Origin of the sequence: Halomonas sp. 113 (genome assembly GCF_904067645.1) — a bacterium.
Taxonomy (GTDB): domain Bacteria; phylum Pseudomonadota; class Gammaproteobacteria; order Pseudomonadales; family Halomonadaceae; genus Vreelandella; species Vreelandella titanicae.
The window spans coordinates 1595316-1608845 of sequence record NZ_LR881453.1; the positions used below are offsets into that span (position 1 = coordinate 1595316).

The following is a 13530-nucleotide window of genomic DNA, read 5'->3' on the forward strand; positions in this document are numbered from 1 at the left end:
ATTTTTATGATACTTGGATGGCAAAGTGATCTTCGCCAATGCTTAAATGCTTTTTCTTTAAAGCGTCACGCATTTGCAATGGTTGGATGTCTACTCTCACGTTTGCCTGTTTTCTCCACTGATTAAAAAAGGGAACCGCCATGAGTAATTTTCAGCTTCAACTCCTGCACGCAGCCGATATGGAAGGGGGTGGGGGAGACCTGCTTAATGCACCCAACTTCATCTCTATTGTGGATCACTTAGAAGATCAGTACGCCAACTCGCTGTTTGTAAGCTCGGGTGATTTAGTCCTGCCAGGGCCGTACTTGAATGCCGCTGCTGATTCCAGTCTGCAAGAGGCCTTTCAAACAGCGGTTGAAGAGATTTATGGGCTTGAAGCGGGTTCCATGAGCGGAATCACGGCGGCCTCTGGGCGTGTTGAGACTCTGTTGATGGATCTGGTCGACGCTGCGGCCGTGACATTGGGCAATCACGAGTTTGACCTAGGCACTGATCTAATTGCTGCAATGATCGCGCCTGTGGTTAACGGCGCTACGGCTGCTGAAATTGAATGGCTGGGCTCGCAGTTCCCTTACCTCTCAGCCAACCTGGATTTCTCCGCTGATGCCGCCCTAAGCGAGCTGGCTACCAATGAGTTACTCAGCCAAGACGCTTTCCAAGCTACTTTGGAAGAGCTATTCGCTGGCGCTAATAAGCCTAAGCTAGCCCCGGCGGTGATTGCCGAGCGTGGTGGTGAAAAAATTGGCATTATTGGCGTAACTACCCAAATCCTTGAAAGCATCTCTTCGCCAGGTGATGTAGACGTGCTGACAGGGGGTAGTAACGACATGCAGGCCCTGGCCGACCTGATTCAGCCAGTCATTGATGACCTAGAATCGCAGGGCATCAATAAGATCATCCTCAGTTCGCACCTTCAGCAAATTCAGTTTGAAGAAGAGCTAGCGACACTGCTGGATGGGGTCGATATCGTGATCGCAGGCGGCTCCAATAGCCTGCTGGCGGATCAAGAAGACCAAGACCGCGGCTTGTTTCCGGGAGCGGGCGAACCCTATGACTCATACCCCATTGTTACCCAGGATGCCTCAGGTAATGATGTCGTGGTAGTGAATACGGATGGTGGCTGGCGCTACGTTGCCGAGCTAGTGGTGGAGTTTGACGAACAGGGGCGGGTTGTTGCCGATTCAATCGATGAGAACACCTCAGGCGTTTATGCCACCACTGACGAACAGGTAGAAGCGCTGTGGGGCGACCTGGAAAGCGCCTTTGCTGAAGGCACCAAAGGGGATGTGGCCAACGACCTAGTCGGCGCCGTAGGGGAGTTCGTTGCTGAACAAGACGGCAACATCCTTGGTTTAACCGATGTTTATCTGGTGGGGGAGCGGGGCGCAGTGCGTACCGAAGAGACCAACCTGGGTAACCTGACTGCCGACGCCAACCTCTGGTACGCCAAACAGCTGGACGCCGAGGTACTGGTATCGTTTAAGAACGGCGGTGGTATTCGTGAGCCGATTGGTGATGTCGTGGTGGAAGGAAGCGATAGCGAGCCCAGCTACCAGGTGCCGGGCGCCAACCCCGCTATCGGCAAGCCGGAAGGGGGTGTATCCCAGCTGGATGCAGCGTCATCGCTACGCTTCAATAACGACCTGACCATCATTACCGTCACGCGTAGCACGCTATTGGATATCCTGGAGCATGCGGTAGCAGCGTCAGCGCCGGGTGTCACTGCTGGTCAGTTTGCCCAGGTGGGCGGTATCCAATACAGCTTTGATGTAAGCCAACCCGCCGGCGAGCGCATCCAAAATGCGGTAATCGTTAATGAGGATGGCAGTGCAAACGATGTACTGGTCGCGAATGGCCGCTTGGTAGGTGATGCTGAAGAGAGCATCAAAGTCGTTACCTTAGGCTTTTTGGCCGACGGCGGCGACGGTTACCCGTTAGGTGAAGGCAGCTATCAAGACCGCGTGGATCTTATGGACGCGTTTGTAGATGACGGCCAGTTTACCTTCGCCGATAAGGGCACTGAGCAGGATGCCTTTGCTGAATACATGGCCAGCATGTTCAGCGAAACGCCATTTAGCGAAGAAGAAACCCCTGCCAGCGAAGACCTGCGTATCCAAAACCTTGATGAGCGTAGCGATGCAGTCTTCAGCGCGCCTGTTGACCCACTATTGCGCCTTTACGATGCTGCCTTTGATCGCGATGCGGATGGTAAAGGGTTGGGGTACTGGTTGGAAATTAAGGAGACTACTGGTTTAGGTGATATTGCCAACAGCTTTATTGCGTCAGCTGAGTTCAATAGTCAAAACGGGAATCTAGAAGACGACGCCTTTATTGAACTGATGTATTCAAACGTACTCGAGAGAACGTCTGATTCGGCAGGTAAAGAGTTCTGGTTGGATCAGTTGGATAATGGTGCCGAGCGAGGCGCCGTTATGGTTGGTTTTGCCGAGTCAGATGAGAGCATGATGCTGTTTGGTTAACGGTTTATTTGCAGACCTTGGGTTGGGTATAGATAAGCTCGACCCCCTTCCTGACAGTTTTTACTCTCATAACGCCCCTACCCTAGGCAGGGGCGTTTCTGTTATGCTGCCGCGATAATCTTCGCGTGACTTCTTTTGATTCAACGGTGATCCCTCCATGGCAAAGCAACAGGAAGCAACGGATCTACAGCGTGCATTAAGCGCCTGTAAGGGTTCGTTTGTATCGGTGGGCTTTTTTAGCATGTTCGTCAATTTGCTGATGCTAGTTCCCCCCATGTACATGCTCCAAGTGTATGACCGCGTGCTCACCACGCAAAGTCTCGATACGCTGATCATGTTGACGCTCGTCGTCGTATTTCTATTTATGGTGATGGGCGGGCTGGAACTGGTACGTTCAAGGATGTTGGTGAGGATAGGGAACCGTTTAGATACCACTATCAATCAGCGCCTCTACAGCGCCATGTTTCGACGTAGCATAATGTCCCCTGGCAGCCAAAGTGCCCAGCCACTTAATGACCTGACCAGCTTGCGACAATTTCTTACTGGAAATGGCCTGTTTGCTTTTTTTGATGCCCCTTGGGTGCCGGTTTACCTAGGTATTCTGTTTATTTTCCACCCCTGGCTCGGGGTGTTTGCTACCTGTGCGGGGATTATTTTATTTGCGCTAGCGGTGGCTAATGAGAAGTCTACAAAAACCTTGCTTGCTGAAGCTAATAGTGAACAGATTCAAGCGCAAAACCTAGCCAACTCTAACTTACGTAACGCTGAAGTGCTTCATGCGATGGGCATGCTGCCTGGCATTATGGGGCGCTGGTCAAAGCGCCATCATGAGTTTCTTGCTAAGCAGTCGCAAGCAAGCGACCGAGCAGGCGCGTTAACGAATACATCTAAAGTGATGCGCTTACTGTTCCAGTCATTGATTCTTGGCCTGGGTGCGCTCTTAGTGCTCAGAGGCGAAATGACCCCCGGCATGATGATTGCTGGTTCTATCCTTATGGGACGTGCGCTGGCCCCTATCGATCAAATGATAGGTGGCTGGAAAGGCTTTGTATCGGCGCGTGGTGCCTATGGCCGGTTAAACGAGCTTCTAGTACAGATTCCAGGCGAACAGCCCCACATGTCGCTGCCTGCTCCACAAGGTGTTGTTGATATAGAAAACGTAGCTGCTGCTCCTCCAGGTACGCGTATGGCCACCATCCGAGGCATCAATTTTAGTGTCGCTAAAGGTGAGCATGTTGGCATCATCGGCCCTAGTGCGGCAGGCAAATCAACGCTTGCCCGCGTGTTGCTGGGGATATGGCCAACACAGGTGGGCGACGTAAGGCTTGATGGCGGAGCAATTAATCAATACAACCGTGACGAGCTAGGCCCCTATATCGGCTATTTACCCCAAGATATCGAACTCTTTGATGGCACCATCAGCGAGAACATTGCCCGGTTTGGCAATGTTGATCCACAGAAAGTCGTTGCAGCCGCCAAAAAAGCAGGCGTTCATGAAATGGTGTTGGAACTGTCTGATGGGTACGACACGATTATTGCCTCAAATAGCGGTGCACTCTCTGGTGGTCAGCGCCAGCGCTTAGGGTTAGCACGCGCCTTATATGGTAACCCAGTGTTGGTAGTGCTAGACGAGCCAAATGCCAATCTCGATGACGCTGGTGAACGAGCGCTGAGCCAAGCCATTGCTCAATTAAAAGCAGAAGGTACAACGCTATTTGTAATAAGTCATCGAACTAGCGTACTAAAAACAATGGACAAGCTTTTGGTCATGAAAGAAGGCCAAGTCAGTATGTTTGGCCCCCGAGACCAAGTACTTGCCCAGTTTGCCAAAAAGCCACGCCCTCAAGTAGGCCAACAGGGTTCAGCTCGCCTCTCCGCCATTTCAGGTGGTCGTGGTAGTGAGGAGTCGTAATATGAGCAGTCACAAAGATCAGCTCCCAGCCAAAAGCGAAATTGATGTAACGCCACAAGGCCCAGCTACCATTGAAGGTGAGGCTCAAGAGAAGTTACCAACCAGTGATAAAGGCTATCGTAAGCTCGGTTACGCTATTCTAGGTATAGCGCTTGGCGGGTTCGTATTGTGGTCTGTGACAGCTTCATTGGCGGTAGCTGTGGTAGCCCCAGGTAACGTATCCATGGAGTCGTTTAAGCGCACGGTGCAGCACCTTGAAGGTGGCATTGTGCGAGAGCTTTTGGTGGAAGATGGGGACAAAGTTGAGGCTGGGCAGCCGCTGGTGATATTGAGCGATACTCAGGTGCGCTCGCAGCTTGAAATTGCTCAATCTCAATACTATATAAACCGAGCGATGGAAGTGCGCTTACTAGCAGAACAGCAAGGCGCCGAAACGCTTGAAATGCCCGAAGAGCTGATGTCGGTGGATAACGATAGGATCCAACAGGTAACGGCTGTTCAGCAAAGTTTATTCCATGCGCGCCGTCAATCGCTGCTCAGTACACTAGACTCAATGGATCAGCAGATTATTCAAATGCAGGAGCAGATTGATGGTCTAGAAGCGCGTGAAAGAGTTAATAATCAGCGTATCAGCTCGTTGCGTTCAGAAGCGGAAGACTTCCGTTCGCTGTATCGCGAGGGGCTGGGCGATAATCAGCGTCTGCGTGAACTCGAACGACAAATACTGCAATACCAAGGTGATAATGCAGAGTTTCAATCTAATATTGCTCAGCTTCGTTCGCAAATCAGCGAAAACCGTATGCAAAAAGAGATTACTCAGCAGGAATTTCAGGCCGAAGTAGGTGAACAGCTGCGCAATGCTCAAGCGCAAATAGCGGAAGCGGAGGAGCGCATTACCTCGCTGACCGACCAAGTCAATCGAACCGTTGTGAGCGCCCCAGTTTCGGGTACCGTGGTGGGCCGCCAAGTTCATACAGTCGGTGCCGTTATTCGACCTGGGGATCCCATCATGGAAGTGGTTCCGTCAGATGACGGCTTTGTGGTGGAAGCGCGTGTTCCAACGCGTGATATCGATAACCTCTTCATAGGCCAGCTTGCTGAAATTCGTTTTTCTGCTTTCAACCAGCGGCTAACAAATATAATTGATGGTGAGATTATTCACATCAGCGCCGATAGTTTCGAAGATGAGGCGACCGGTCAGAATTACTATAAAACGCGCATTCGGGTAACTGATGAAGGAAAAGAGGACATGACGGAGCAAATGCACCTGCTTTCAGGTATGCCTGCTGAAGTCATGATCCGTACTGGTGAGCGTACTTTTGCTAGTTACATCGCCAAACCAGTTACTGACATGCTATCGCGCGCTATCCGGGAGGATTAATGACACGGACGACACCTTTTAACCTGAGTGCGCTTGTACTTGCAGTTGCGCTGCTTAGTCAGCCGGCATTGGCACAAAGCGATGTTACCGCAGATGATCAAGCGCTTACTGAACTAGAAGCGTTGGCTAATTCGGAGTCACAACCCCAAACGCTGCCATCACTGCCTGAGCTATTTGCCCGGGCACTGCGTCACGACTCAGACCTTACTCGTCAGCGATACGAGCTAGATGCTACTCAAGAAGAAGTACCTATGGCCCGCTCACAGCTGCTGCCCCAAATCAGCGCAACTGGAGGGTACTTATGGCAAGATTCTACAAATATCCAAACCGTTGGTGATGAAGATTTGGGTCAACCCGCAACAAGGCCCGGCGAAATTGATGAAACCTACTATCAAGTTCAGCTACAGCAACCACTTTTCAGCCTAGAGCGCTGGAGGAAAATGGATGTTGCCAGTGCTCAGGTAAGTGCTGCTGAACTACAGCTTGCCGTTGTAGAACAAGAGCTGGCGATACAGGTAAGCGAAGCTTATGTAAAAGCCTATTTAGCTGCACAGCGTTCTGGGCTGTTGGAAGCCCAGCAAAAGTCACTTGATCTGCAAGTCCGCCAAGCAAGTCGTGCGTTTGATTTAGGGGTGGGGAATCGAGTAGACCTATTGGAAGCCCAATCCAGGTATGATCAGGCGGTATCCGATGCTGTTGAGGCAGAAAACGAGCTAGATAATGCTTTAAGCGAATTAGAGCGCCTCACTGGCGTTATGCCCGAATTTCAAAGCTCTGCGCCTGGCGAACTTACGACGGTTACCCTCAATAATGATATTGGTGATCCCGAAGCGTGGATCGCCCGCACTAATCAAAACTTGAATGTCCTATATGCTAGCGAAGAGCAACAGGTTGTCCAGGCTGATAGTAGCGTCAGGCGCTCTGGTTACTACCCCGAGCTAAACCTAAATCTTAGTTATTCAGATCGGGTCAGTGACGATGAACTGAGAGAAAGCGAAGACTACCGGGCGAGCGTGGAATTAAGCGTACCTATATATCGTGGTGGCTACACTAATGCCAGCGTTCGGCAAGGTGAAAAGCGTATAGAGGCAGGGTTGGCTGCTCTCGATAATGAACGCAACCTTGCGATCCAAGAGGTGCGGCAGCGTATCAGAGCACTTAACGGTGGCGAACGTCGCTTGGAGGCGTTGAATCAAGCTATTTCATCGAGTCAACTGTTTTTAGATGCCGCCGAACGAGGTGAACAATTAGGACTACGCGATCTTGTCGATGTGCTTGATGCTCGTGCGAGTCTTTATGATCAGCGTATTCAGTACGTTGATACCGTGGGTAATTATGCCTTGGACACGCTGGCGCTGCATGCTGCAGTCGGGAGCTTGGAAAGCGATGACTTGGCTCGCATTATGGCGCTACTGGCCTCAATGTCCACGTCAGCGCAGGTAGCTCGGTAGCCATCATACTATGGCCGTTATAAAAACAAGCCAAGGTAGTGAGTGGTTGCGTCGCGCGATGCGTTGCTTTGATGCGGGTATAGCCACGTTAGTAGCATTGGCTACTCTTTGGCTGATGCCCGATATCGACCACGATGGCAATGACTACCTTTTCTTGATACTTATTGGCAGCCTATTGCTACCCGCTGTAGGTGAGCTATTCGGGCTTTACCAGCCTTGGCGTGGGCGCAGCCTTTACACCATGCTCGGTATTTATCTTGTGACCTGGATAGCGACTATTGCCCTGCTCAGCCTATTGCTTGTTGCCATTAAAGGCACACAGAGTTTCTCTCGTTTGTGGATGGGGGTTTCTGCATTATCGGTGCTAGCAGTGGGCAGTGTAATGCGTACGTTGCTGTACGGATACTTGAGGCGCCTGCGCGCACAAGGGCATAACTTAAAGCGAGTGCTGTTAATTGGTAAAAAGGATAATATCGCCCTATTAGAAAAAAAAGTCATTGAAACACCCCATGCGGGGTATGTAGTGGTAGGTCATTATATTGATGAAGACGACACGACTTTTTTTCACAAAATGGCTGCTTTCGCCCAAGAAAACATTTTTCAGCGCAATTTTGACGAAATATGGATAGGTTACCCCCTGGTTCAAGGTAATCGCGTGCGCCACTTAATGCGTCTGCTTGCCGGTATTCCCTCTAGTATTCGCTTTTTCCCCGACTTACCTGATATACGCTTGTTGAACCACCGTATTACGCAGGTGGCGGGCCTCTACTCATTAGAACTTAATTACACCCCGCTTAGTGGCTCCATGCGTTTTATTAAAGCACTGGAAGACCGCGTGCTAGGTCTAGTGCTCTTTGTGCTTTTTAGCCCGATAATGTTAGCGGTTGCAGCGGCAATTCGTTGGCAAATGGGTGGGCCGGTATTATTCAAGCAAGAGCGGCATGGCCTAGACGGAAAGCGCTTCAAAATTTATAAATTTAGAACTATGCGTCTGCACAAAAGCGATACAACGCAGCAGGCTGCCTACGATGATGACCGTGTAACGCCATTGGGGCGCTTTTTACGACGTACCAGCTTAGATGAGTTTCCCCAGCTTTATAACGTACTACAAGGCCGAATGTCGCTTGTTGGCCCAAGGCCCCACGCCATGGATCACAACGACCACTATAAAGACCACATTGATATCTACATGCAGCGTCATCGCGTCAAGCCGGGTATGACAGGTTGGGCCCAGGTAAACGGCCTGCGGGGCATCACGGACGACGTCAAGTTGATGGAAAAGAGGGTAGAATACGATATTTATTATATAGAACGGTGGTCGTTGGGGTTTGATCTCAAAATACTCGCCATGACCATCACGCATGGATTTGTGAATCGACAGCCTTAGAGTAAGCGACCAATGAAGACGACAGGGACGTGGCGCTGGTGGTACGAAAAGCACGGGGCGATCACGGCAGTTGGTGCTGGCATTCTATCAGCACTGTTAGCTGTTTATTTTTACCGTGGCATGCTGGACCCTCGCGATGCTGATTGGCTTTTACACGAAGGTGACTCTTTTCAACATTACATTGGTTGGCAGTTTTTCCGTCAGGAGCCATGGGGTTGGCCCCTAGGGGCCGTGAAAACGCTAGCCACTGAACTATCCACAAGTATTGTCTATACTGACTCAATACCGCTTTACGCTATTCCTCTAAAATTGTTCCACCACTGGCTGCCCGACACTTTTCAATATTTAGGGCTAGCCATTGTCATTAACTATTGTTTGAACGGTTTAGTAGCTTGTCGGTTACTACTGAGCGTCGGTGTTCCCGCCTATGCAGCGCTAGCTGGCGCATTGCTCATCAGCAGCTTGCCCATCGTTATTTTGCGCGGTATCGGTATTCAAGGCCACGAAGCCTTAACTGCGCATTGGATAATTCTAATCGCCATTGAGCTTACGCTGACAACCGAAAAACAACGCCTCAAGGGGGCCGTTTGTTGGCTGTTACTGCTCACAGTGGCTGTTTTGATGCATTTCTATCTTTTTTTTATGGCAGGCGTGTTTTGGGCGGTTTGGTGGTTATCGATTAGCTATAGGGTGGTGAAAGGGGCGATTGATGCAAGAGGCAAGCCAGTACGACAGCATATGATGAGCGTGCGCTACAGCTATCAAGCGTGGTGGCTGATGGGGGTGGCGACACCCTGTACTATCTTCGTTGTGATGTGGGGGGCAGGCTACTTTCATTTAGATAGCCAAAGCGCCGCGTCGGGTGGCTACGGCTTTTATTCCGCTGAATTACTGACGTTTTTCAATCCGCGTTCATCGGCATGGTTTTTTAACGACAATTTTACGTCACTATCAGTGCTTTTTCCCGGCTGGCAGCCCGCTAAAGAAGGTCAATACGAAGGTATGGCCTATGTTGGCGCAGGTGTTTTGCTGCTGTGGTTAGCGCTGATAGTCAGCACCTGGTTTAATCGCGGGGTAAATCTAGCAAGCGTTAATGCAGTAAATAATGATGGCTACCATCAAGAAGCGTTAGTTGATCACCGCTGGCTACCAGCTTGGATAGCCTCCGTTGGCCTGTTTGCATTCGCTATGGCTGGAGAAGTATCGATAGGCCAAGGCAGTATTCCGCTCTACTACGACATGTTGTTTGAGCCGTTCAAAGATTATCTACGGTCAAGCGGTAGAATGGTATGGCCGCTACTTTACTTACTATTGGTTATTACGTTTATCCAGCTTGCCCAAAATATGAGAGCATGCTGGCTGTTACCGTTGCTGGTTCTAGCCATGGTGGTGCAAAGAGAAGATTTGCGCGAGCTTTACAGTTTTATGCGCAACAAGGTTAAAAATCAAGTCGAAGCCAGTCGTGTTGACCCCCGTGCTTACGACGTATTGAAGGATGACGAGTTAAGTCAGGTATGGGCATCACACGACAGCTTGGTCGCCTTTCCAGCACATGACCTTGATGCCATTAAACCCTACTTGTGGTTGGCAGCAGAACACCATCTCTCGATCAACGTTGCCTACCTTGCCAGGGCAAATCAACAAATCATCGACGCAGTAACACAAACTTATCGCCGCCATTTTGCACAAGGTGAATTGCCCGAAGGGCATGTGTATTTGATAACCGACCACGAGCTCTCGCAACAAGCGTGTCGATTAGCCAGCTGGGCCTGTGTGACGCATGAAAACGTCACCATTCTATGGCAACCCGTTGCGGTTTCGTCAGGCCGTTACTCACCGTTGTCATCACAAGCCACCCAATAAAGGTTCGCATGGACGTTAATACTCCCCCTCTCATTACGCTTGTCGTTCCAGTGTTTAACGAGGTCGATACCGTAACGACCTTTGTTCAACGAGTGCACAGCGTGCTGGCCGACGCTCCGTGGCAGTGGCGTATTTTGATGGTTGATGACGGTTCAACAGATGGAACCCAGCGCGAGATAAAACGGCTATCTGAATGCTACGAAAGCGTTGGGTTTATTGCGCTAAGCCGCAATTTCGGTAAAGAAGCAGCGCTCTCGGCTGGCTTGCTCAACGCACATGGCGATGCGGCGGTGCCCATTGATGTGGATCTCCAGGACCCGCCCGAACTCATTCTGGAATTTGTCACGATTTGGCAGCAGCAGCGTGTCGATATGGTTTACGGTATTCGCAGCGAGCGCCCTGATGATACGGCCGCTAAGCGCCATTCGGCCAGTGGCTTCTATCGGCTTTTTAACCGTATTACTGAAACGCCAATCCCTGAAAACGCTGGTGATTTTCGTTTGATTGATCGTCGCATGATCGAAGCCCTGCGCTCAATGCCGGAGCGTAACCGCTTCATGAAAGGGCTCTATGCCTGGGTCGGTTATCGAAGTATTGGCGTTCCCTATCGGCGTCCCGCACGGCTGAAGGGAGAATCTAAATTTAATTATTGGAGATTATGGAACTTTGCCTTAGATGGCATGTTTAGTTTTAGTACGCTGCCGCTGCGCATATGGTCGTATATTGGCGGGCTCATCGCCTGCTTGGCGTTTATCTATATTATCATCATCATTAGCCAAGTGTTGTTTCTCGGGCGCGATGCGCCAGGCTATGCATCATTGATGACAGCTGTTTTATTTTTTGGCGGTATGCAGCTGCTCTCTATCGGTATTTTAGGTGAATACATCGGCCGTCTTTTTATTGAAAGTAAACAGCGGCCCTTATACATCGTGGCGGACACCAGTGACGAATACACCTCCACTCGCTGAACTATGGCAGATGCTGCGCTTCGGCCTTATTGGGCTAGCGGCATCAATGACCCATATCCTGGCGGCAGCGTTGATGATAATGGTATTCCCAGCGCTCCATGAGTTTATCGTCAATGCGCTGGCCTATAGCGTCGCCTTTGGCATCTCATTAGCAGGCCATCAGCGGGTTACTTTTCGTCGCAGTGCAAGTCTATGGCGCTTTACCGTCATGTCTCTCGCTGGATTTAGTATTAACAACCTAGTGCTAGCGGGTGCCTTAGGGGTGGGGGTAACCGGGCTTTGGGCCATCGCCACGGCGGTGGTAGTCGCCGCTGTGGCAAGTTACGTGCTAGCACGGTGTTGGGTATTCACCCAGTAATACCAGCCCCTTTTTGATGTTTGTAAAATACGTTTTCGAGGAAAATATGGTTATACCGGTGATTTTATCTGGCGGCTCTGGTTCGCGCCTTTGGCCTGTATCGCGTGAGCATTATCCAAAGCAGTTTCTGAATTTGCATAAAGACAACGTCAGTTTGCTTCAGGAGGCGGCGCTACGTCTAAAAGGTGTCACCAACGCAGGTGACCCCATCATCGTATGTAACGAGGAGCACCGTTTTTTAGTTGCTGAGCAAATGCATCAACTCGGCTTTAAGAAGAGCCAAATCATTCTGGAGCCCTGCGGTAGAAACACAGCTCCCGCATTAGCCCTTGCCGCATTAGCAGTAGCCAAAACCAACCCGGAAGCCGAGTTACTGATAATGCCTGCTGACCATGTCATTAAAGACGTAAAGGCATTTGCTGACGCCGTAGAAAAAGGCCGCTTACTGAGTCAGCAAGATAAGTTGGTAACCTTCGGTATTGCGCCAACCTCGCCGCACACAGGCTATGGCTATATAAAACGTGGGCAGGCGCTGGAGGGAGGTTTTAGCGTTGAGGCCTTTGTCGAAAAACCTGATCTAGGGGTAGCAGAAAGCTACTTAGCCAGCGGCGACTATCTATGGAACAGTGGCATCTTCTTGTTCAAGGCTAGCAATTATTTAGCTGCTCTCAAAGCTTATGCCCCCGACATTTTGACCAACTGCCAGGCCGCTTATGAGCAGCGCTCAGAAGACATGGACTTTCTGCGTGTTGCCGAAGAAGCCTTTGCACAGTGTCGCAGCGAATCCATTGACTATGCTGTAATGGAGCATACTAATCAGGCGGCCGTTGTGCCCATGTCTCCAGGGTGGAGTGACATAGGCGCCTGGGACGCGCTCCACGAGCTGCGCTCCAGCGAGGATAAAGAGAACGGCAACGCAATACATGGTGATGTAATGCTCCATGAAACCAACGACAGCTTGGTATATAGCGAGTCTCGCTTAGTAGCAGCGGTGGGGGTTAATCACCTGATCATTGTCGAAACCGACGATGCCGTGCTAGTAGCCGATCGTCGTCAGGCGCAAAATACCAAATTAATTGTTAATGCCCTTAAGGCAGCGGGACGAAAAGAGTGTCAGTCGCATCAGCAGGTTTATCGCCCCTGGGGGCATTACCGCACCATGGTGTTAACGGATAGCTTTCAGGTCAAAGAAATTGTCGTTAAACCAGGTGGTCAACTTTCGTTGCAAATGCACCATCACCGTGCCGAGCATTGGGTTGTGGTTCAAGGCACTGCCCAGGTAACCCAAGGCGAAGGTCATGGGGACGTCTCTAATTTACATAGTTTCCTGCTTTCCGAAGATGAATCCACCTATATACCATTGGGAACTGTACATCGCCTGGAAAACCCTGGCGTGATTCCTCTCAAACTTATTGAAGTGCAAACGGGATCCTACCTTGGGGAAGACGACATTGTGCGTTACAACGACAAGTATGGGCGAGAGTAGAAGGCGGGCGAAAGCATGTTCTTTACACAATCCGTCGGTGTGTTTGCCAGAACTATCGCAGTTGGAAATGACTTCTCTTGCAGTATTCGATAATGAGCGCTAGGGCAGGTTGAAGCGAAGGTCTTTCGCCCAAGGACGGTGAAAATAGCGCTCAAGAACGCGTTAACAACGCCCTCAAGGATCTCTGTCCTCAACACAGCGATGTGCAAATCACCAATGGCACTAGCTCTGGTTGTTTGCCGTA

General features: G+C 50.5%; 9 protein-coding genes. All 9 read left to right on the forward strand.

Annotated features, from left to right (window positions below):
• The first annotated feature begins 140 nt into the window (after nucleotides 1-140).
• Complete coding sequence (locus tag YERSI8AC_RS07660; RefSeq protein WP_159176457.1) at nucleotides 141-2480, forward strand: DUF4214 domain-containing protein; 2340 nt, start codon at nucleotides 141-143, stop codon at nucleotides 2478-2480.
• A 157-nt stretch (nucleotides 2481-2637) separates the two neighbouring features.
• The gene (locus tag YERSI8AC_RS07665; protein ID WP_159176458.1) at nucleotides 2638-4392 is read left to right on the forward strand and encodes a type I secretion system permease/ATPase; all 1755 of its coding nucleotides are present in this window, start codon (nucleotides 2638-2640) and stop codon (nucleotides 4390-4392) included.
• Nucleotide 4393: 1 nt separating this feature from the next.
• Nucleotides 4394-5773, forward strand: a complete 1380-nt coding sequence (locus YERSI8AC_RS07670) for an HlyD family type I secretion periplasmic adaptor subunit (RefSeq protein ID WP_159176459.1) — start codon at nucleotides 4394-4396, stop codon at nucleotides 5771-5773.
• Nucleotides 5773-7224 (forward strand): TolC family outer membrane protein, encoded by a 1452-nt coding sequence (locus YERSI8AC_RS07675; RefSeq protein WP_089690583.1) that lies wholly within the window; start codon nucleotides 5773-5775, stop codon nucleotides 7222-7224. The genes YERSI8AC_RS07670 and YERSI8AC_RS07675 overlap by 1 nt, the downstream gene beginning before the upstream one ends.
• A 10-nt stretch (nucleotides 7225-7234) precedes the next feature.
• Nucleotides 7235-8611 (forward strand): undecaprenyl-phosphate glucose phosphotransferase, encoded by a 1377-nt coding sequence (locus YERSI8AC_RS07680; RefSeq protein WP_089690585.1) that lies wholly within the window; start codon nucleotides 7235-7237, stop codon nucleotides 8609-8611.
• A 12-nt stretch (nucleotides 8612-8623) separates the two neighbouring features.
• Nucleotides 8624-10474, forward strand: coding sequence for a DUF6311 domain-containing protein (locus YERSI8AC_RS07685; protein WP_159176460.1), 1851 nt, complete (start codon nucleotides 8624-8626; stop codon nucleotides 10472-10474).
• A gap of 8 nt (nucleotides 10475-10482) precedes the next feature.
• A complete protein-coding gene (locus tag YERSI8AC_RS07690) occupies nucleotides 10483-11442 on the forward strand; it encodes a glycosyltransferase family 2 protein (RefSeq protein ID WP_051052147.1) in 960 nt (319 codons plus the stop codon).
• Nucleotides 11417-11800, forward strand: a complete 384-nt coding sequence (locus YERSI8AC_RS07695) for a GtrA family protein (RefSeq protein WP_022519996.1) — start codon at nucleotides 11417-11419, stop codon at nucleotides 11798-11800. The genes YERSI8AC_RS07690 and YERSI8AC_RS07695 overlap by 26 nt, the downstream gene beginning before the upstream one ends.
• Before the next feature lie 46 nt (nucleotides 11801-11846).
• The gene (locus tag YERSI8AC_RS07700) at nucleotides 11847-13286 is read left to right on the forward strand and encodes a mannose-1-phosphate guanylyltransferase/mannose-6-phosphate isomerase (protein WP_159176461.1); all 1440 of its coding nucleotides are present in this window, start codon (nucleotides 11847-11849) and stop codon (nucleotides 13284-13286) included.
• Nucleotides 13287-13530 lie beyond the last annotated feature (244 nt).

What these genes read in the sequence shown, in the direction of transcription:
- YERSI8AC_RS07675 (WP_089690583.1), top strand. Translation starts at nt 5,773, where the DNA reads ATGACACGGACGACACCTTTTAACCTGAGTGCGCTTGTACTTGCAGTT.
- YERSI8AC_RS07700 (WP_159176461.1), top strand. Translation starts at nt 11,847, where the DNA reads ATGGTTATACCGGTGATTTTATCTGGCGGCTCTGGTTCGCGCCTTTGG.
- YERSI8AC_RS07680 (WP_089690585.1), top strand. Translation starts at nt 7,235, where the DNA reads ATGGCCGTTATAAAAACAAGCCAAGGTAGTGAGTGGTTGCGTCGCGCG.
- YERSI8AC_RS07670 (WP_159176459.1), top strand. Translation starts at nt 4,394, where the DNA reads ATGAGCAGTCACAAAGATCAGCTCCCAGCCAAAAGCGAAATTGATGTA.
- YERSI8AC_RS07660 (WP_159176457.1), top strand. Translation starts at nt 141, where the DNA reads ATGAGTAATTTTCAGCTTCAACTCCTGCACGCAGCCGATATGGAAGGG.
- YERSI8AC_RS07685 (WP_159176460.1), top strand. Translation starts at nt 8,624, where the DNA reads ATGAAGACGACAGGGACGTGGCGCTGGTGGTACGAAAAGCACGGGGCG.
- YERSI8AC_RS07690 (WP_051052147.1), top strand. Translation starts at nt 10,483, where the DNA reads ATGGACGTTAATACTCCCCCTCTCATTACGCTTGTCGTTCCAGTGTTT.
- YERSI8AC_RS07665 (WP_159176458.1), top strand. Translation starts at nt 2,638, where the DNA reads ATGGCAAAGCAACAGGAAGCAACGGATCTACAGCGTGCATTAAGCGCC.